Raw genomic sequence first — 18,629 nt, forward strand, 5'->3', positions numbered from 1 at the left:
CGCGGACCCGAAGGATGCCGCGCTCGCTTAAAGCCGTCTTAAGGCCGTCGACTTTCAGGGACAGCTGACCAGGACGTCGCCGTCGGTGGCGTCGAGGCAGGTGTCCACGCCGAGGCCGCCGTTGAGCGTGTCGTTGCCGGCCGCGCCCCAGATGAGGTCGTTGCCGTTCAACGCCGTGATGCTGTTCGCCAGCGCGTTGCCGACGAGGTGGTCGACGAAGTTGGTGCCGGTCAGGTTCTCCACGTCGCTCGCGACGTAGTCCTTGAGCGCCAGCGTGTCGTAGCCGTCGTCGGTGCCGGAGCCGATGGTGACCGAGACGCCGGAATTCGGGTGCAGCGAGCTGCCGACGCTGTAGTCGACGCGGTCGATGCCGGTGCCGCCGTAGACGTTCACGCCCCCGCGCTTGGGCCGCAGGTGGTCGACACCGTCGCCGCCGCTGATCGTGCCCTTGGCACGGGTCTCGATGACGTCGTTGCCCGCCTCGCCGTACACGTGGGCGGGCATCGCGTCGGCGTTGGTGTTGTCGTAGGCGACGTTGACCCGGTCGTTGAGGTCGTTCGCCCGGATCTGGATCGACGTGATCAGCTTCGTGGCGCCGGACTCGTAGACGCAGTTCACGTTGGCACCGCTGAGCGTGCAGCCTGCGCCGACGGCCAGCAGGTCACCGGAGTCGGTGATGGTGAGGCGGTGCAGCGCGGTGTCCAGGCCGACCGTGATGTTGTTCGTCTTGCCGGGCTCCGCCTCGACGATCAGCACGTTGTTCTGCACGTAGACAGTGGTGTGCGGTGCGGCGTGCGCGACGGCGGGCATCGCGATCGCGGCGAGAGCGGCGGCGCCCAGACCGATGAGCGTTCTCATGCTGTGTTCTCCCCTTGGTGGTCGTTGCCTTGCGGGGAACAGCCTGCTCAGCGCTCTTTCGGTCACCTTCGGGTCGATTTAGGGCCGTCTTTCTGCTGGTAGCAGAACGGCCCTTTGCGGCCGTCCCGATGCTGTCACCATGACGACATGGCGGAGATCCTGGACTTCAAGCGCACCCCGGAGCCCCTGTGGCGGGAAGCCCTGGGCCGGAAGCTTCGCGAGACCAGGGAGGAGCGCGGCGACCGGCTGGTCGACGTGGCCGAACGGGCGGGCATCTCGGTGCAGTACCTGTCCGAGATCGAACGCGGCCGCAAGGAGCCGTCGAGCGAGATGATCGCGGCGGTCGCCGGAGCGCTCGGCATCGACCTGGCCGATCTGCTGATCGGCATCGCCGGCCAGGTCCGCAACCTCCGCGCCACCGGCCCGTTCCAGAGCGGAAGCCACTTCCACACCTCACGCCCGACGGGCCGCCCCTCCGGTCCCGTGGCGATGGCCTTCGCCGCCTAAACCCGCTGGTCCAGCACGCGGTCGACCAGCCCGTACTCGACCGCGCCCGCCGCGTCGAACACGCGGTCCCGGTCGGTGTCGTGGCGCAGTTCGGCCACCGTCCGGCCGGTGTGCCGGGCCAAGATCGCCTCCAGCTGCGTGCGCACCCGCACGACCTCGTCCGCCGCGAGGATGAGGTCCGGGATCGTGCCCCGCCCCTGCGCCGCCGGCTGGTGCAGCACCACCCTGGAGTGCGGCAGGACCGACCGCCGCCCTTCCGCGCCCGCGGCCAGCAAGACCGCACCCGCCGCAACCGCTTGCCCCACACAGGTCGTGGCGACCGGCGCCTTGATGTAGCGCATGGTGTCGTAGAGCGCGAGCATCGCCGACGGGTCGCCGCCCTCGCAGTTGATGTAGAGGTTGATCTCCATGTCGGGGTTGTCGGCTTCGAGGTGGAACAGCTGCGCGATCAACGCGTTGGCGACACCGGAGTCGATTCCGGTGCCCAGGTACACGATCCGCTCGGACAGCAGGTGCGAGTAGACGTCCATGACCCGTTCGCCGCGAGCGTCCCGCGTGATGACGTTGGGAATGGTGTAGGTGCTCATGCGACGGCTCCCGAGTGCAGTCCCAGCTTGTGCGTGCGGACGGGGACGACCTGACCCAGGTCGCTGACGATGTGATCGATGAACCCGTACTCCAGCGCCTGCGCCGTGGTGAACCACCGGTCGTGCAGCGAGTCGGTGAAGATCCGGTCGAACGGCTGCCCGGTGTCCTCCGCGATCAGCCCGAGCACGGTGTCACGGGTGTGCCGCAGGTCGTCCGCCTGCACCTCCACCTCGACCGCCGACCCACCGATGCCCGCACTCCCCTGGTGCATGAGGATCCGCGCGTGCGGCAACGCGAACCGCTTGCCCGGCGTCCCGGCGGACAACAGGAACTGCCCGGCGCTGCAAGCCAATCCCAGCGCCAGCGTCGCCACGTCACACGGCACCAGCCGCATCACGTCACGAATGGCCAGCATCGACGGCACCGAACCACCCGGCGAGTTGATCCACAACGCGATGTCCTGCCGCGGATCATCACTCGCCAGCGACAACATCTGCGTAGCGAGCACCGTGCCGTTGTCGTCGTCGAGCGCGCCGTCGAGAATCAGCACCCGCTGACCGAAGAACCGTTCCCGCAGCCCTGGGCTGAAGAGCTTCTCGCTGTTCGTCATGGCACCGACGATGCCGGGCCGTGCGACCGGTCCGCTTCTTTCTCTGCTGTGGGCAGATCAGCTCACAGCAGCCCATTCGTCCGCCGGACGGCCCGGCACGTCGACGTCGATCGCGAACACCGCGCCGTCGTGCAGCGAGGGGCGGCGCAGGCCGTACTTGGCGGTGGTGATGAACAGGCGGGCCAGGTCCGGACCGCCGAGGCAGACGCTCGTGGGCTGGCGTGCGGGGAGGGTGATCTCCCGGTCCAGGCGGCCGTCCGGGCGGTAGCGGCGTACTGCGGACGCTCCCCAGAAGGCGATCCACACGTTGCCCGCCACGTCGGTGGTCATGCCGTCCGGGGTCTGGTGCGGGGTGTGCAGGAAGACGCGGCGGGCGCCCAGTTCGCCGCCGTGGCCCACGTCGAAGCGGTGGACCACTCCCCGTGCGCTGTCGGCCAGGTACAGGTGCCTGCCGTCGTGGGAGAACGCCGGGCCGTTCGGGATCGTCAGTCCTTTGAGGACGGGCGAGGGCGATCCCAGGCGGTGCAGGGCGCCGGTGCCGGGTTCGGTGTCGTAGGCCGTGGTCGTGACCCAGAACCGGCCGGCGGGGTCGGCCACGGCGTCGTTGACGCGCATGCCCTCGTCCGCGAAGGTTTCCCGCTGCGGGCCGTTCAGCAGGCCCGCGCCGGTGCCGAACGCGGCCATCAGTTCGTCGCTGTCCCGCACTGGTGCCACGGCGCCGACGGGCACCGGGAGGGTGGCGATCTCCTTGAACGGCGCGGGAACGTCTCCGCGGGTCTCCAGGACGCGGCCGGCCAGGAGATCCACGACGACCAGCCTGCCGTTGATCCACCGAGCGCCTTCGCCGAGTTCGAGCTGTTCGAAGTTCCACTGCGTCAGCGTCATCGGACGGTGCTCCCTGCTTGCAGGTCCAGCAGTTCCAGGTCGGCCCGGGTGGGCAGGCCCTGCCAGTCGCCAGGGGTGGCGACGGCGAACGCGGCCACGGCGTTGCCGCGCCGAAGCCGGGCTTCCGGGTCCAGACCGTCGAGGTGGCCGGAGAGGTAGCCCGCGACGAACGCGTCGCCCGCGCCGGTGGTGTCGGCGACGGTGACGCGATGGGCGGCGGTGGACCAGGTCCCGTCCGGAGTTCGCACGGTGGCGCCGTCCGCGCCGTGCTTCAGCACGACCTCGGGTACCCGGTGGTCTCCGGCGATCGGGAGTTCGTCGTCGGAGGCGATCAGCACGTCCACCCGCGCGAGGAGCGGCTGGATCACCTTGCTCGCTTCCTCGTGAGACCACAGCTTCGACCGGAAGTTGATGTCGAAACTGACTGTGCTGCCTGCCTCGTGGCCCAGGTGGATCGCCTCCGTGACGGCGGCGAGCGCGGACTCGCTCAGCGCGGGCGTGATGCCGGTGACGTGCACGATTCGCGGCACGCCGAAGTCGAACGATCGACGAACGTCCTCTGTGGACAGGCGCGATCCCGCTGAGCCGCCGCGGTAGTAGAGAACGCGCGTGATGTCGGCGGTTCGCGGTTCGAAGAGGATCAGGCCGGTGGTGGCGTCCGGTGTGATCCGAGCGGCAGCGATGTCCACCTGTTCGGCCAGCAGCGTGCGGCGGACGAGCGAGCCGATCTCGTCGGCGCCGTTCACGCCGGTCCAGCGCACCGCGTGGCCGAGGCGGGCGAGACCGATGGCCACGTTCGACTCGGCGCCGGCGACGGTGAGTTCCGCCGTTCCTCCCAGCCGGAACGGGCCGGCGGCGCGGAACGCACCCATGGTCTCGCCCAGGGTGAGCACGTCGGTCATGCCGTTCCTCCCGCACGAGCGGTGATCGTCAGGCGCCAGCGCACCGAACCCGAGGCGGGCACGACCGCCACCGGACGGGTGGTGTCGTGACGGTCGAAGGTGCGGCCGAGCATGGGTTCCACGCCGACGCTGCGGTACGGATCGCCTTCCGGCCAGCCCTTCAGGTTGCGCCACAACGCGATGGAGACGGGCTGGCCGGCGCAGTCGACGCGCAGGTCGAGCCGCTGGTCTCCGTCGATCACGTGAATCTGGCCGCGATCGAGCACCGCGCCGGTCGCCGTGCCGTCGTCGGGCCCCAGCGAGTCCAGGCCGGCGGGCCACTCGTGCAGCTCCGGAACCGGATCGGTGATCAGCACGGAGGTGCCGGTCGGAGCGTCCAATCGGGCATCGGGGCTGACGTCGAGCAGGGCGTGCGCGGCCCACACGAACCGGTAGCCGGGCTCGGCGATCAGCTCGTAGTCGGCGACGACCGCACCACCGGCGGACGACATCGAGCGGCGGAACGCGAAGTCAGGACAGTCCACACCGGTCCGATGCCACGGCCTGCTCCACGCGTCGCCGTGATCGGGCAGGCCGCGCACCGTCGGAACGCACTCCTCCAGGCCGCCCGCGTCGACGAACGCGGAGCCCGGCGTCACCTCGGCACGCGCGGGATCGGCCCGGTGCCACAGCCACTCGCGGTCGGCTGTGCGCAGCGAGGTCCAGCGTCCGCCGAGGCTCTGATCGACCTCGGCGTACAGCGGCACAACCCTGGTGACCTGCACGGTTCATCCCTGACATGATCAATCAGCAGTTAATTACTAATTTATCTTGCCATGGGCTGCCGCCAGGACCAACAGTCAGCTCGTCGCGCAGGCCGTCCCGTTGAGCGTGAACGACGCGGGCGCGGTGTTCCGGCCGCGGGCCGAGCCGAGGAAACCGATCTCCACCTCACCGCGGGGCGAGATCGACCTCGTGTACTCGACGCCGGTCGCGGTGACGGCCGGACCCCGCTGGGACACCGACGCGTTCCACATCTGCCGCACGGTCTGCCCGTCGGCGAACGACCACTTCAGCGTCCAGCCGTTGATCGCGGCGCCGCCGGTGTTCCTGATGGTGATCTTCCCCTGGAACCCGTCCTGCCACTGGCCGTCGAGCCGGTAGGCGACCGCACAGGGTGGCGGCGACGGAGTGGTCGTCACCACGGGAGGCGGAGGGGTGGTCGTGGGCAAGGACTTCGACGACTCGACGCGCTGTGCGGGAGGAGGAGCAGCAGTCGTTGTCGTGACGTCCATGCCGTTGCAGGGCGCTCCCCACAGGCCGCGGTCCTCGCGCGCAGCACCGAGTTCGGCGTCGGCGAGCGCACCGGCGGCGGCCTGAGCCCTCAGCACGCCCTCCCGCACGGCGAGCAGCGCGTAGTCGGTGCCGTCCTCCAGCCGGAGGTTCACCTCGCCGGGCGTGAGCGAGCTGACGCGAACAGGCTTGGCCAGCAACGCCTTCTCGGCGAACGTGCGCGCGGCGGCGGCCCAGCAGTCCGCGGGCGGCGCCAGCAACGAGACCTCGACTCGCTGGCCGGTGTCGAGTTCGACCGTGCGGCCGTCGATCACCGCACGCACGAGGGCGGACACGTCACCGGTCGCCTCGTTGACCAACGTCGGCTGACGCACCTGCACCGGGTCGGCGACGGGACGTGACTGGCCCTCGACCGTGCACGCGCACGCCAAAAGGACCAGGAGAAAGGACAAGGACTTCCGCAACACCAAGGACTCCCGCGCGCGTTCATGCAAACCTGCACGACCGTAGCGGTCTCCCGGCCCTGCTCACATCCGCCGTTCGGCCTTGATCAACCGCGGAAGTGCCGTCACCGCGTCGACGTCCCGGCGTTTCACCGTCCCGCTGGGGCATAATGGCAATGTGCCCCGCCCCAAGCATGTTCCCGCGGACGATCTGGAATTCCCCGCCGAGCTGGATCCGGACCGCCCGAAAGGCGACCAGCTCAGGGAGATTCTGGAGGCCGTCGCGACCGATGCGGGGCCGGGCAGGCTGATTCCGTCGGAAAGATTCATGGCCGAGCATTATCAGATCTCCAGGAGCACCGTCCGGTTGGTGATCAACCGACTGGTGGCGGACGGGCTGCTGTACCGCCAGCACGGCAACGCCACCTTCACCGCGGAGCGTCCTCCCACGCAGATCGACATGTTGACGTCGTTCACCCAGGACGTCCAGGCGCGTGGCTCGGTGCCGGGTGCGAAGGTGCTGCTGGCTCTCGTGGAATCCGCGGGTACCGAGATCGCCGGACGCCTGAACATTCCTCCGGGCGCGCCGATTTTCCGGCTGGAAAGGCTCCGTTCGGTCGACGGCGAACCGTTCGCGCTGGAACGCACGAACCTCTCGCTCGACCATTTCCCCGGTATCGACGAATTCGACTGGTCGACGAATTCACTGCACCAGACGCTCACCGAGCGGTTCGGCGTGGTACCGGACTGGAATGACACGGCCATCAGCGCCGTGCTGCCGCCGGCGCAGGACGCCGCGTTGCTGGGGATCGAGCCGAGCCAGCCGTGTCTCGTGCTCAAGGGCACGCTGCACGCGGCGGACGGCCGGGTGATCGAGGCGGGGCGTTCGCTCTACCGGGCCGACCGCTACACCGTGTTCACCACCGCGCGCCGATCACGATGAGCGCGTAGCAGTTCGGCGCAGCGATCCACCAGCACGTCCGCCGCACCCTGTTCCACCAGCGCGATGTAGGACTCGTAGAGCCCCTCGCGGTAGGCGTCGTGGTCAGGCAGGTAGCCGGCGTACCCGTCGGTGTAGCCGATCACCCTGGTGTGCGCGAACGGGCTGGCGGCCCTGATGCGCAACGCGATCGAGGAGAACAACTCGAAGGGCGTGTGCAGCCAGGCGACCTCGCCCAGCGACACGACGGTGACCGGCACCTCCGCCTCACCGGGTAACCCCGCGGCGGCCAGGGTGCTGAGCATCAGCGTTCCCTCGTACCGGGTCTGCGCGATGCGGACGGCGGGGTCGTTCTCCTTGCCGGGCAACATCTTCCGCCACCCGCGTTCGGCGCCCTCGCGCAGTTGCCGGCATTCGGCGGGCGACGGCAGCGCGCGGTGGGGCAGTCGCAGCACGGTCCGCGTCAACCGGATCGGTTCCTCGACGGGCTGACCGGACGACAGCAGTCCCGTGATCGACTCGGCGAGCCTGCCGCCGAGCGCGGACACCTCGGCGTGACCACGTCCCTGACGGACGAACCGCGAACTGGCGTCGCCCGCCGCACCCTGCAGGAACGCGACCACCGGAGCGAGCCCGGCCAGTTCCCTGCGGGTGGCGCCCGGCCAGTCCGCCGACCAGTCGAGGTTGTCGGCGCCCAGCACGGTCGGGTGGCTGGCGTAGTCGAAGAGCAACGCCGCCACCGTGCCGTCCGGGTGGTGCAACGTCAGCACGCCCACCGATCCGTCGTGCGGCCCGTCCTGCCGGTTGCGGTTGGCGCCGACCCGTGCCGCCGCGCCTTCGTGCCAGCGAGCGCTCACCGGTGTCCGATGTGGACGGATGCCGCAGGCCACCGCCCCGACCTGTTCGATCAGCCGCTCGACGAGTTCGGGTTCCCGCTGTGCCGGCATCCCCGGATGGATCGCCCCGGTCCACCCGTCCGGCCCGGAATGGGTGTGCGAGGCGCAGACCAGCACGCGGTTCGCGGGAACTCCGGTCTCCTGCGCGACCACGGTGGCCAACGCGCGGGTGAGCGAGACGTCCGTGGCCAGCGCGTCGAGCGTCACCCACACCACGCCCGGATCGTCCTGCGACGACAACCAGACCAGCGTGGCCTCCAGGTCGTCGTGCACGCCGGTGGCGACGCCCTCCCTGGACAGGTAGCCGCCCATCGGGTGGCCGGAGCCCGGCGTGATCACCGTTCGGCCGGCCGCGAGCAGGAGCGTCATCGAGTCAGCACCGGTTCGGTCAGGACCCCGCCCCGGCCGGCCGTCTGTGCGAGCGCGGCCAGTTCGTCCAGGTCACCGTCGCGCACCAGCACCTCCAGCAACATCGGCAGGTTGAGACCGGTCACGATCCGCACGCCACCCCGGCGTGCGGCCAGCAGCTTCGCGGCGTTGGCGGGCGTGCCACCGGGAAGATCGGCCAGCACGAGCACCTCCGGCGCGTCGCCGACGAGGTCCGCGAGCCGTTCCCCGTACGAGTCCGGGCTTTCCGCCGGGCCGAGCTCACAAACCAGGAGCCGGGACTGCGGGCCGACCACGAGCTGGGCCGCGTCGGCGGCACCGGACGGCAGTGCGCCGTGCCCGGCCAGCAGGACGGGTGTGGTCATCGGTCGTTCCTAACTCTTGGGCGCGGCGGGCGCGAACCAGCCGAGCCAGCCCAGGGCCACGCCGACCACGACGAAGATGCCGATGACCAGCACGGGCTTCAGCCTGGCCTTGGTCAGCAGCAGGTACGCGGCGGCGGTGACGAGCACGGGAAGCAGGTGGGGCAGCAGGTCGTCGAGCCGGTCCTGGATCGGCACGGTCTGGGTGACCTGCTCGCCGTCGACCGTCGTGGTCTGCCGGTACGTCAGCGTGGTGACGACCTTGACGATCAACGGGATGAACCCGCCGAGCACGACGAACCCGAGCACGGTCGCGCCCCGGGAGAGGCGGTCCAGCGTGCCGACGGCGAAGCGGGCGACCAGCCTCTTGCCCTCGCGGTAGGCGAGGCGGAACTGCCAGCGGCGCACCAGCGCGTACGGAACCAGCACCATGACCATCGCGAACGCGGGCCCGAGCCAGTTGCCCTGCAACGCGAGCGAGGCGCCGATGGTGAAGACGATGCTGTTGTAGAGCGCGAAGACGAGCGTGTCACCGATGCCGGCCAGCGGCCCCATCAACGCGACTTTCGTGCTCTCCGCGGACTCCGGCGAGCGCGCCTCCTCCATCGCGATCGCCGACCCGAGGATCAACGGCCCGCCCACCAGCACCGAGGTGTTGAAGAACTGCATGTGCCGCTGCAGCCCCAGCGCGTAGTCGTGCGCGTCCGGGTAAAGCCTGCGCAGCACGGGTTCCATGGCGTACGCGAACCCGAGCCCCTGCATCCGCTCGTAGTTCCACGACACCTGACTGGACCAGAAGTACCGCCGGTAGGCCCTCTTGAGGTCCTGGTCCGTGAGCCGACGGTCCACATCGGACTCCTCGGCCGGTTCGGCGGGCACCGCCACCTGTTCACTCCGCCCGACGACCAGGAACGCGATCGCGACGCCCAGCAACGCGATGCCCAGCAACGGCACCTTCATGTATGCGAACGCCACGAACCCGATGAGCAGCAGGTACCAGTACTTCGACAGCTGCATCATCGACAGCAGCAACGCGAATCCCACCGCGGGCAACAAAGACCCGGCGAGCGTCATGCCGTTCACGAAGCCCGCGGGAATCCCCTTGGTGAGGTTCTCGACCACGCCACTGGACGCCGTCAGCGCCGCGAGGAACGTCGGCACCGCCCGAACTCCGCACCACGGCACGAGACCGAGCCAGTGAATCCTGGCCAGCCCGCGCGCGTCCCCCGCGGCCGCGTAGCGATCGGCGCGGTGCACCATCCCGGTCGTGATCATCTTGCCAACCGGGTCCAAAGTGGACAGCAGGACGGCAGCGGGCAGCGCCACCGCGATGCCGACCGCCACCTGCGCGCTCAGCGGTCCTGCCGCGCTCCCCGCGAGCGCGGTGCCGACGATGGCCCCGGTCTGGTAGTCCGGGATCGTCGCGCCGCCGTACTGGTAAACCCCCAGAGCCACCAGTTCGAGCGTCGCACCGATCGCCATGCCGAGCAGCGGGTCACCGGTGATGAGACCGGCGACCGACCCCGCCACCAGGGGCCGGCCCGCGAAGATGAGGAAGGGCCCGAGCACGTCGTAGGTGCAGATGACAGCCCACAGCGTCAAAGCCAGTGCCACGAGCATCGGCTTCTACAGCCCCTTCTTGTCGAGCAACGCGGTGAAGTCGGCGGCCTTGTCCCGAGGCATCATCTGCGCGACAACGGGAATCCCCTCGGCGGCGAGCCGGCGGTACCCCTCCGCGTCCTGCGCGGTCACCGCGATCGACCTGGTCACCATCGTGTACTGCTCGCCGGGGCGGGGTGCGACGTTCCCGACGTTCACCACCCCTGGCCGCACCCCGCCCTCGACGAGCCGGAACGCGTCGGCCGGATGCTTCGCTATCAGCATCACGTCCTCTCCCCAGACGCGTTCCACCACCTCGGCGACCGTGAGCACTTCGGTGGGCAGCCCCCTCGCTGCCTGCGGGAGCAACATCCGCTGCAGTTCGTCACCGGCGACCTCGTCGTTGCACACGACCAGCTTCCGTACGCGTAACCCCCCGGTCCACGCGACGGTCACCTGGCCGTGGATCAACCGGTTGTCGACCCGCAGATGCACTCCCGCCATGCCCACTCCCCCTGGTCAGCCGACGTGACTCCGATACTGGTGCAAACCAGTATCGGCTGTCAACGGGCAGCACCGAACCGGCCCAACAGGACCGTCGTTTCCACAGTGGATGTTCCGAGCCCGACACAATGCGGGGGTCCGGGGGCGCAGCGCCCCGGCTGGGGTCTGGGGGCTCGGCCCCCAGAAAACACCACGGGCGAGGTTAGGTTCGCGCTTTTCGCGAACACACCTCGCCCGAAGTACGTGCCCCCGGCGCGCCTCGTACAATATCTACACAGTCCCGCACCCGCCGTGAGCTGCAGGTTTCCGCCACCGTGGAGGTCCCACGTGGCCGCCGCCGTCGCACTGGCGGTGAAGGATGATGAATCCGAACGAGATCATCCACGGCCTGACTGACCTGCAGGCTGACGGCTTGGCCTGTCCGGTTTGCGCAGCGAACTTCATGCAGGTCCATGTTGCTTCGGTGCCTGTTGGTCGCTCGGTGACCGGCTCCCAGGTTCACGCGTGCGTCAACGGATGCGCCGAGTCAGCCATGGCGGCCATCGAAGCTGGGCGTCAAGTAGGCGGTGCGCGATGACCGCCACTATTCGGCGCGATCGCTCGCTGTGGGTCCAGTGCGCGTGCACGGCTCTTGTCGCGCTCGGCGCGGCGTACGCCTCGTACCGGCACGGGCGCGAGTTTGCACTTCGCTACGGCGCGGACGAGAAGACTGCAGCGATCTGGCCGCTGATCGTCGATGGCTTGTTGACCACCGCGACGGTCGAACTGTGGAAGACCGGTCGAGGTGGCGGGCGTTGGAAGGCCTGGCTGGCGTTCGTGTTCGGCATCGTGCTCTCGCTTTGCGCCAATGTGGCCGCAGCCCCGGAGTTGAGCGTGTTCGCCGTGGCGGTCGCGGCGTGTCCGCCACTCGCGCTGCTGTTGGCGGTCGAGCTGCTCAATCACGCACTGAAGCGTCGACGCGCCGAAACCACGAACGAGACTGGAATCGGGAACGATGCGAATGGCGACGAGACCGCCGGCGTGGTGCGACTCGCGGCAGTCTCGGGCGATTCCCATCCGTCGGCAGAGCCGACCGCTGAGCAGCGGATGTGGGCCTACTTCCGTGCGCAGGCCGCGCACGGCCGACTGCCCACCGGCGCCGAGCTGGACCGTGCCGCAGGAACCAACAACTACGGCCGCAAGGTGCTGCGCTTGTGGCACGAGAAGGGCCTCATAGCCTCCTCGGCCGCTCAACCTCGCCAGCAAGACCCGTCGAACTTCAGCACAGCGGTTGATCGTGACTCAGCGTTCGAGCCGAGTCGGTCCGCTGTGATGCCTAGGTGTACTGACCACTGAGGTTACGAACGGTTCGGCACGTAGTCGGATGATCTTGGAACTAGGGGTGAGCCTCCGGGTTTAGTGTGGAATGTCGACACCGCTCGACTCGGCTGCGCACAGGGCTGGTTCCCTCGATCCCTGCCGCTCTGCCGTTGTTGATGACGCAAGTCCAGGTGCCCTCCATCCGCAGGTGCTGGCGCGCCTTGCCTGCTGTCCGATGTTGGTGCGCTCAGTGCGCACATTTGTCGGCCTTGCCGGGGATACTGCCAAGTATCCAGGTCGTGATCGCTGTGATGGGAGCACGATTGGCGGGCAAGTACGCACCCCTGACGGGACACCTCGCTGCCGCGACCAGCGACGGTCGGCAGGTTGTTGAACTGTCGTTTGCCGAGATCGCTGACCTCGTTGGTGGTCTGCCGGCGTCGGCATACGAGCACCGGGCGTGGTGGGCCAACGGCCTGCTGTCCCAGCAGGCGGCGTGGCACCGTGCCGGTTGGCAGGTCGACTTCGTCTCTATAGAGCGCCGCCACGTGCGGTTCGTTCGACATGGCGCTCCGCTGGATACCGCAGGTGAGAGCCAGCCAGCCACGACGGCTATCGAACTACCCATTGACGACGGCACTCCCGCTCTGGACGTGCGCGTGCGTTGTGTCTGGCGTGTCGGCGGCGAGGTTGGACTGTCCAACGACAAGCTGGTGTTCCCGCGCTTGCCTCGTGTCGCCGCGATCTATCGTTTGACCTTCGCGAACTCGGCTGGAAGGCCTCGGATCTACATCGGTGAGACCAACAACCTCCGGCGCCGCGCTGGCAACTACCGCAACCCAGGGCCGACGCAGCAAACGAGTCAGCGGCTCCACGACGAACTCGTCCGCCACCTGGCGTCGGGTGGCACGGTCAGTCTGTCCGTGGCCATCGAAGTGGAGATCGAGACGAATGGACAGCGCTCAGCGTTGCCTCTGGCTCGCAAGACGGCCCGCGTTCTCGCAGAGCACGCCGCGCTCGCCCTGGCCTACGTCAACGATGTAGTGGACATCCTGAATGCGGATCGAGGGGCGGAGTGACGCGGTCAACGGCTGGCGAGCACGCTGACCAGCGTCGTTGCGACGAGTTTAGAACTCACCCAATCTCCACCGCGGCCACACCGCACTCGCAAGCCTCCCACCGGCCAGCCGCGTTCCTAACCTCCCAGGTCAGTACACCTAGGTCGTGTGAGGATCTGCATCGCTGGCCTTCATACTTCGGTTTTGGTCGTTTCTCGGTCGCCGTCTTGAGGAAGCAGCAGCGCCGAACTGCCGTCTGCGATGCGCACGACGTCAGCGGCCAAGAGATAGGTCCAGACGATGCAGGTCTCAGCTTCGGCGGCTGTCACCTCATCATGCACTCCCTTGCTAGCAAGGGAATCCAGCGACTTCAGGCGTGCTCCCAGGCTGTCGAGGGTCTTCTGGATCACGCTGCCGTGCGTGCGTTTGCCGAGCTGCTCGCGAACGTATTGCAGCAGGCGGTTGCGGTAAGCGTCATCAGTCATTTTGCGCTCGATACCATCGGAGCCAGTGACACCCTCGTCCGTTGAAGGGTAAAGCGCATCGGCGAGGGCCTTGGTCATGCGGCGACACGAAGTCAGCGCGTGGGCGAGGTCCTCTGATTTGCCGCTGTACAGACGCTCCTGAGCTGCCACGAACTTCTCGAGTGCGAGCGGCGCGTACTTCGCAAGCGCAGTGTTGATGTACTCCTGGGCGCGCAGGAAGAGCGGCGCGTCCTGTTGGCCTTGATCGAGTTCACTCTCGGTCGTAACCAAGAACGAGTGGATGGCGGATTTGATCCGCTCCATAAGCTGCTCTTGCTGTTGGATCACAGGAATGATCTTGGCCCTGGCGGAGTCCACGTCCTTCGCAACGAAGTACATATCTCCTGCTGTGAGGTTCGACGGCACGGTCAGGTCGTCGTACGCACGCCTCGACATCGCCAGTCTCTGCTCGATCTGGCCAAGCGAGTCACCCTGGAACTTCTCCTCGCCGTCAACCAGGAACGTGCGGTTGCGTTCGAACATGAGGAACGCACGCCTCCTCTCGCGTCCTCCTTCCTCGGCTCCGAGAAGCGCATCGAGTTGCGCCATGACCCACGAGATCGCAGGATCCTGCCGCTTCTGGATCCGGCCGGCTTTGAGGTCGGTCAGCTCCCACTGGAGCCAGAGCTGGTTGCCGTGGTCGCGGCGGAGTGCAGCAATCCGGACCGCCCGGCGGGCACTAGCGCTGACCGTGTTTCCGGGACGATCGAACTCGTCAAGAGCAACACGCAGCAGCTGACGGACGTCCGACGCAGGGCTCACTCGAAGATGGTAACGACGAGTACTGCCCGGTGAGGCAGACCTCTGCGGTCAACAGCGACCACCTTTAGCGAAGTCATCGCGCGATGATCAACTCCGCACCGCTGCGAGCCCACTGCCGTCAACGAGATCGGCCGCTCAGAGGGCGATGACGGTCACGACCACGCCCGCGATCAGGATCAGGGTTGGCAGCGCAAACCAGAACCGGTGCGCCGTACCTGTGAGCCGCCTGCTCCACCGGTAGAGCCGTCCGGCCTCATGACGTTGGTCCGAATCGTCGATGAGTTCAGTCATCGTCACTGCCCCGCCCGCAAAGTACTCCTCGTCCAGTGCAGCACGAACTGTCATCGCACGCCGCCAGTTCCGCGCGTAGAGCTCGGTGTACGTGGTTGCGAACGCCATCCCGAGCAGGCCTATGAAGATGACGACAACGCCCAGCACAAGATCTTTCCCGTTGACGTTGGCGTCGCTGGCGATGACCGCGATCAGCGCTCCCGCAAGCACAATCATGTAGTTGACGACGTTCGACCGCAGCGTCTCTGCATGCCTCGCATGAGCCCGGAGATCCGCGTACAAACCGAGAAGCAGATCTTTTCTGGCCTTGGTCCCGTCGGACAACTCGTCTGACATGCCTGCTCCCCTGTGCCTCGTGCGGCCGATTCAGTTGATCACGAACGAAGTCTAGATTCCTCACAGTGGTTCATCAGCGGCCAACAAGGGGAGGGCGAGATGGGAGGCCTCAGGAACCAGGACGAGTGGAGACCCCATCTGGACGAGGCAGTGCTGGCCGCGCTGGACCAGTGGCTGAAGCCGACCGGACAGGTGCTGGAGCTCAAAGAGTGGTTCGGCGACGGCAAGAGTGGCGAACCCGTGGGGCGGGTCGCGCGAACGTACGAGGACAACTCCACCAGTCAAGCCGTGATCAAGTTCTTCGGCGCAGACGCCCATCCGAGAATTAGCAACGTGGAGAAGGCATGGCGTGTCTCGCGCGACTTCCGGCGCCACCTCGCCGAGCTGGATGGGCGGACAGACGACCTTGACGGCTGGCGGGCGGTCTTCATGGTCCTGGCCGGCGACAGCCTCCACCGCGTCAAGCAGCTCAGCGTACTCAGCGGCGAACCTGAGTTCCCCGCACTGTGCGGCTCGATCACCGGATCGATCGTCCACGACTGGAACGACAACGAATCACGACAGGGGTCACCGAGGACCGTTGGGGTCCTGCTCGAAAAGCTACTGGAACGACGCCGCACGGGTGTCAACGACTGGATGACCGCGCGGGGTGCCGACATCTCCGGCTCCGAGGGGCCCATCAGCTCCGACCTGAAGTTCGGATACCTGACCAACCCCTTCTCGCTCGTCACCGGCAGGCACTCCGCTTTGCCGATCAGCCAGCTCATCACCGGCAAGGCACACGGAGATCTGAACGGACGCAACATCCTCGTCCCCCAAGCCGGCTCTGCCGCCGAAGTGTCGTACCACCTCATCGACTACGACCGGTTCGACACCGAGGCACCTCTCGCCAGGGACCCGATGCACCTGCTGGTCGCACTCGCCTTGGAGGAAAGGAAGAAGCTCAACGACCCCAAACTCTGGCCCGCGCTGGCCGAGGTGCTCGTCGATCCGGAGAGCGGCGAAGCCAAGTCCTACCACGAGAATCTCCGTCAGGTGAGCAGCGCTGTGCACAAGAGCACGGCACCGCGGAGCGGCACTGGTCTTGTCGACCAATGGAACGAGCAGTGCCTGATCGCTCTAACTGGTGCAGGCCTGCTGCACCTCGGCCGGAACATCGACCAGGACGCCAAGGAGTGGTGCCTCTACCTGGCGGCGTACGCGGCGGATACCTACGTGCGCAAGTTCGGCAAGACGGCAAGCACACCCGAAGCACACGTGGCACGCACAGATGCGGTCGAGGACGCGCGAGCGAAACACCAACTGGTCGATCGTCACGAGGACCTGCTCGGCTTGCGCACCAGGCTGACTAACGGGCCGTGGGGTGTCACGATGCTGAACGGCAGCAGAGGCATCGGCAAGACCAAACTCGTCCATGCCGCGCTCGACGCGGTCGAGGCAGGAGTACGCACGCCGCAGCGGCCTCGGGTCCATCGGCACGTCGTGGACATGGCAGGCAAGCTCGATGCGAAGACTCTCGTGGACTACCTGCAGGACAACCCTCCCGAGCACGAACCAACCGACGGCTCGGCCCTGGTCAGGCTCCAGGTCACCCTGAAGTCGCTCGGTGACGTTCCGGTCGTGATCGCGGTCGACAGTGCCGAGAACCTCCTGGATCCGGCCACGGGACTGCTCACTGACCCCTACCTGGACGAGGCTCTGGAGATCCTCGCCACCGAGGACGATCACCGAGTGACAGTGTTGCTGGTGAGCAGCGACCGGATGGTATCTCCAGGGAAGGGCACGTGGCCCGCGGCGGAGGAGTCCATCGGGCTGCCCAAGTTCCGCTCTCCGGACCTCAGGCAGTACATGAAGAGCATCGACCACAATGGCACCTGCGACCCGGACGAGCTGCCCGAAGACGTGTGGAACGAGCTTTACCGCAAGCTGCAAGGAAACCCTCGGCTGGCCCGACTCGCCAGCGTCATAGTCAGCACCGGCGAAGCCGGCCTCGACCTGCGGTCACTCACCAGTCGACTGCAAAAGCTGAAGAACAGGGACGTGCACGACTTTCTCACCCGTATGTTGTTCTCCGGCCTGAGCGAGGTAAGCAAGCAGGTCATCAGGGCGCTTGCGGCGTTCGGCACTCCCGTCCAAGCCTCCGCGGTGATCGGTCTGGTTCCAGAGAGGGCACCGGCTCAGGTGACCAGAGTGCTGGAAGTTCTCGCCAAGCATGGAGTCATCGACAAGGTCGGCAAGGACAAGTACGGTGTGCCGCCCCAGGATGCGCGACTGATTCTGGAGCCGGTTTCGGACGCCACCCGCTCGCTCTACTTCCTCGCAGCGACCCAACTCACTGAGCTGCACCACCCGGATCCCCGCAGCGTCAAGGATCTGCGAGTGCACTTCGCGGAGCTCGACGCGCTGCTGAACGCAGGTCATCACAGCACCGCGTACGAGATGATCGAGTTGACGCACGACATCCTGAAGCGGTGGAACTGCGCACATCTCCTGCTCGACCAACGCGAGCTGGTGAAAGGCAAGCTCCAGAACAAACTCTACGAAATGTCGAACCACAACGCACTCGGACACATCTACCTGTGGCTCGACGATTCTCGGGCCGCCGATGAGTACCTGACTGCGCTGAGGCTGGCCGACGGGCTCGGACGGCACGAGGACAGCATCAAGATCTACGTGAACCTCGCGGAGATGTACTGGGTCAGGGACAACATCCATGACGCGATCAGGCACTTCGAGCGAGCGCAGGAACTCGCCGTGGAACTCGATCAGCCGATGGCGTTGATGGGCGCCTTGGAAGGTGTCGCCAAGTGCCTGCGCCGCCGCGGCCACCACGAGCTGGCCGCTGAGACCGTGGAGCCCGCGCTCTCGCTCCCCGAGCACCCGCGCTTCCCCGACACGCCCAGGGCACAGACCTTCGCGGTCACTCGTCGTGTCGCGATCTCGTTGTGGCTTGCTCGGTGCTACGGCGAGCTCGGGAGGGCCGACGAAGCCGAACTCATGATCAACGCCGCGCTGGCCATCACGACGGAACGCCCGAACGACTGGTTGCTGGCCTCTTGCCTTGACGGCCAAGCAGACCTGCTGTTCGACCGTGAACGGTTCGACGAAGCGGAACAGGTCGCGATGAGAGCCGTGGCTCTGGCCGAGAACGTGCACAACGAGACGGTGCTGCTGCAGGCGCGGACAACGTTGGCCATGATCTGCTTGAGGCTGAGCAAGCCCGAAGAGGCCTGGAGCGAGATCGACAGCGTGCAGAGGCTACGCAGAAAACATCGATCGCTGCTCGCTCTGGCTCTCCACGCGCTGGCTGCCCATCAGAGGGAGAACGTGACCGCACCGGACTGCTTCCAACGCTTGTTCGACGAGTCGACTGCCCGGACGACCACGGACGCGGACGACTTCGCTGCCTGGAACCTCCGCGGCCTGGCGATCTGCGGCCTGCATCTGCACCGATCCGGCAGCCTCGAGGAAGCGGTGGCATCGTTCCGCAGGGGGCGGGCGCTGACACCGCCGTCCGCAGTGCTCGCCGGCCGAATCAGGTTCCTGGTCGCGCAGCTGAACGAGGCCGAGAAACTGAAACCCGCGCTCGAAGTGCTCGACTGAGCA

18 protein-coding genes and 1 pseudogene are annotated in these 18,629 nt (G+C 67.2%); 6 read left to right on the top strand and 13 right to left on the bottom strand.

Features of this window, described 5'->3' with window-relative positions; translation table 11 throughout:
* Nucleotides 1-54: 54 nt before the first annotated feature.
* The gene (locus SK854_RS22960) at nucleotides 55-858 is read right to left on the bottom strand and encodes a calcium-binding protein (RefSeq protein WP_319977144.1); all 804 of its coding nucleotides are present in this window, start codon (nucleotides 856-858) and stop codon (nucleotides 55-57) included.
* Between the two features lie 147 nt (nucleotides 859-1,005).
* On the opposite strand from SK854_RS22960, the gene SK854_RS22965 reads away from it, so the two are divergent.
* Nucleotides 1,006-1,365, top strand: a complete 360-nt coding sequence (locus SK854_RS22965) for a helix-turn-helix domain-containing protein (RefSeq protein ID WP_319977145.1) — start codon at nucleotides 1,006-1,008, stop codon at nucleotides 1,363-1,365.
* Here SK854_RS22965 and SK854_RS22970 read toward each other — a convergent pair.
* The 6 genes from SK854_RS22970 to SK854_RS22995 all read right to left on the bottom strand — a co-directional run bounded on the left by SK854_RS22970 (nucleotide 1,362) and on the right by SK854_RS22995 (nucleotide 6,089).
* Nucleotides 1,362-1,952, bottom strand: a complete 591-nt coding sequence (locus SK854_RS22970) for a ClpP family protease (RefSeq protein WP_319977146.1) — start codon at nucleotides 1,950-1,952, stop codon at nucleotides 1,362-1,364. The two genes, SK854_RS22965 and SK854_RS22970, sit on opposite strands and share 4 nt — an antisense overlap.
* Nucleotides 1,949-2,563: a ClpP family protease gene (locus SK854_RS22975; protein WP_319977147.1), complete on the bottom strand. Its 615-nt coding sequence runs from the start codon at nucleotides 2,561-2,563 to the stop codon at nucleotides 1,949-1,951. The genes SK854_RS22970 and SK854_RS22975 overlap by 4 nt, the downstream gene beginning before the upstream one ends.
* A gap of 57 nt (nucleotides 2,564-2,620) precedes the next feature.
* Nucleotides 2,621-3,448: an SMP-30/gluconolactonase/LRE family protein gene (locus SK854_RS22980; protein ID WP_319977148.1), complete on the bottom strand. Its 828-nt coding sequence runs from the start codon at nucleotides 3,446-3,448 to the stop codon at nucleotides 2,621-2,623.
* On the bottom strand, nucleotides 3,445-4,350 hold the full coding sequence (locus SK854_RS22985; protein ID WP_319977149.1) for a sugar kinase: 906 nt from the start codon (nucleotides 4,348-4,350) through the stop codon (nucleotides 3,445-3,447). Before SK854_RS22985 ends, SK854_RS22980 begins: the two co-directional genes overlap by 4 nt.
* Nucleotides 4,347-5,114: a hypothetical protein gene (locus SK854_RS22990; protein WP_319977150.1), complete on the bottom strand. Its 768-nt coding sequence runs from the start codon at nucleotides 5,112-5,114 to the stop codon at nucleotides 4,347-4,349. The genes SK854_RS22985 and SK854_RS22990 overlap by 4 nt, the downstream gene beginning before the upstream one ends.
* Nucleotides 5,115-5,189: 75 nt before the next feature.
* Nucleotides 5,190-6,089 (bottom strand): cellulose-binding domain-containing protein, encoded by a 900-nt coding sequence (locus tag SK854_RS22995; protein WP_319977151.1) that lies wholly within the window; start codon nucleotides 6,087-6,089, stop codon nucleotides 5,190-5,192.
* A 79-nt stretch (nucleotides 6,090-6,168) separates the two neighbouring features.
* On the opposite strand from SK854_RS22995, the gene SK854_RS23000 reads away from it, so the two are divergent.
* The gene (locus tag SK854_RS23000; RefSeq protein WP_319977152.1) at nucleotides 6,169-7,008 is read left to right on the top strand and encodes a GntR family transcriptional regulator; all 840 of its coding nucleotides are present in this window, start codon (nucleotides 6,169-6,171) and stop codon (nucleotides 7,006-7,008) included.
* Here SK854_RS23000 and SK854_RS23005 read toward each other — a convergent pair.
* Genes SK854_RS23005 through SK854_RS23020 form a run of 4 tightly spaced genes read right to left on the bottom strand, consistent with a single transcriptional unit; the run spans nucleotide 6,972 to nucleotide 10,753 of the window.
* Entirely contained in the window at nucleotides 6,972-8,270 is a 1,299-nt protein-coding gene (locus tag SK854_RS23005) for a hypothetical protein (RefSeq protein WP_319977153.1), read from the bottom strand. The two genes, SK854_RS23000 and SK854_RS23005, sit on opposite strands and share 37 nt — an antisense overlap.
* Nucleotides 8,267-8,653 carry a PTS sugar transporter subunit IIA gene (locus SK854_RS23010; RefSeq protein WP_319977154.1) on the bottom strand — a complete coding sequence of 129 codons (387 nt, stop codon included), beginning with the start codon at nucleotides 8,651-8,653 and terminating at the stop codon, nucleotides 8,267-8,269. Before SK854_RS23010 ends, SK854_RS23005 begins: the two co-directional genes overlap by 4 nt.
* A 9-nt stretch (nucleotides 8,654-8,662) precedes the next feature.
* Nucleotides 8,663-10,270 (bottom strand): PTS system mannose/fructose/sorbose family transporter subunit IID, encoded by a 1,608-nt coding sequence (locus SK854_RS23015; RefSeq protein WP_319977155.1) that lies wholly within the window; start codon nucleotides 10,268-10,270, stop codon nucleotides 8,663-8,665.
* 6 nt (nucleotides 10,271-10,276) lie between these two features.
* Nucleotides 10,277-10,753, bottom strand: coding sequence for a PTS system mannose/fructose/N-acetylgalactosamine-transporter subunit IIB (locus SK854_RS23020; RefSeq protein ID WP_319977156.1), 477 nt, complete (start codon nucleotides 10,751-10,753; stop codon nucleotides 10,277-10,279).
* Between the two features lie 573 nt (nucleotides 10,754-11,326).
* Here SK854_RS23020 and SK854_RS23025 point away from each other — a divergent pair.
* The 3 genes and pseudogenes from SK854_RS23025 to SK854_RS23035 all read left to right on the top strand — a co-directional run.
* On the top strand, nucleotides 11,327-12,088 hold the full coding sequence (locus SK854_RS23025) for a DUF2637 domain-containing protein (protein WP_319977157.1): 762 nt from the start codon (nucleotides 11,327-11,329) through the stop codon (nucleotides 12,086-12,088).
* Between the two features lie 263 nt (nucleotides 12,089-12,351).
* Nucleotides 12,352-13,131, top strand: coding sequence for a DUF7662 domain-containing protein (locus SK854_RS23030; RefSeq protein ID WP_319977158.1), 780 nt, complete (start codon nucleotides 12,352-12,354; stop codon nucleotides 13,129-13,131).
* Nucleotides 13,132-13,154: 23 nt separating this feature from the next.
* A pseudogene (locus SK854_RS23035) lies at nucleotides 13,155-13,273 on the top strand (IS481 family transposase); the annotation flags it as partial.
* A gap of 28 nt (nucleotides 13,274-13,301) precedes the next feature.
* Here SK854_RS23035 and SK854_RS23040 read toward each other — a convergent pair.
* On the bottom strand, nucleotides 13,302-14,396 hold the full coding sequence (locus SK854_RS23040) for a hypothetical protein (protein WP_319977159.1): 1,095 nt from the start codon (nucleotides 14,394-14,396) through the stop codon (nucleotides 13,302-13,304).
* 135 nt (nucleotides 14,397-14,531) lie between these two features.
* Complete coding sequence (locus SK854_RS23045; protein ID WP_319977160.1) at nucleotides 14,532-15,023, bottom strand: hypothetical protein; 492 nt, start codon at nucleotides 15,021-15,023, stop codon at nucleotides 14,532-14,534.
* A gap of 99 nt (nucleotides 15,024-15,122) precedes the next feature.
* On the opposite strand from SK854_RS23045, the gene SK854_RS23050 reads away from it, so the two are divergent.
* Entirely contained in the window at nucleotides 15,123-18,626 is a 3,504-nt protein-coding gene (locus SK854_RS23050; protein ID WP_319977161.1) for a tetratricopeptide repeat protein, read from the top strand.
* Nucleotides 18,627-18,629: the final 3 nt, after the last annotated feature.

The sequence above is a fragment of the Lentzea sokolovensis genome, assembly GCF_033949975.1.
Classification (GTDB): domain Bacteria; phylum Actinomycetota; class Actinomycetes; order Mycobacteriales; family Pseudonocardiaceae; genus Lentzea; species Lentzea sokolovensis.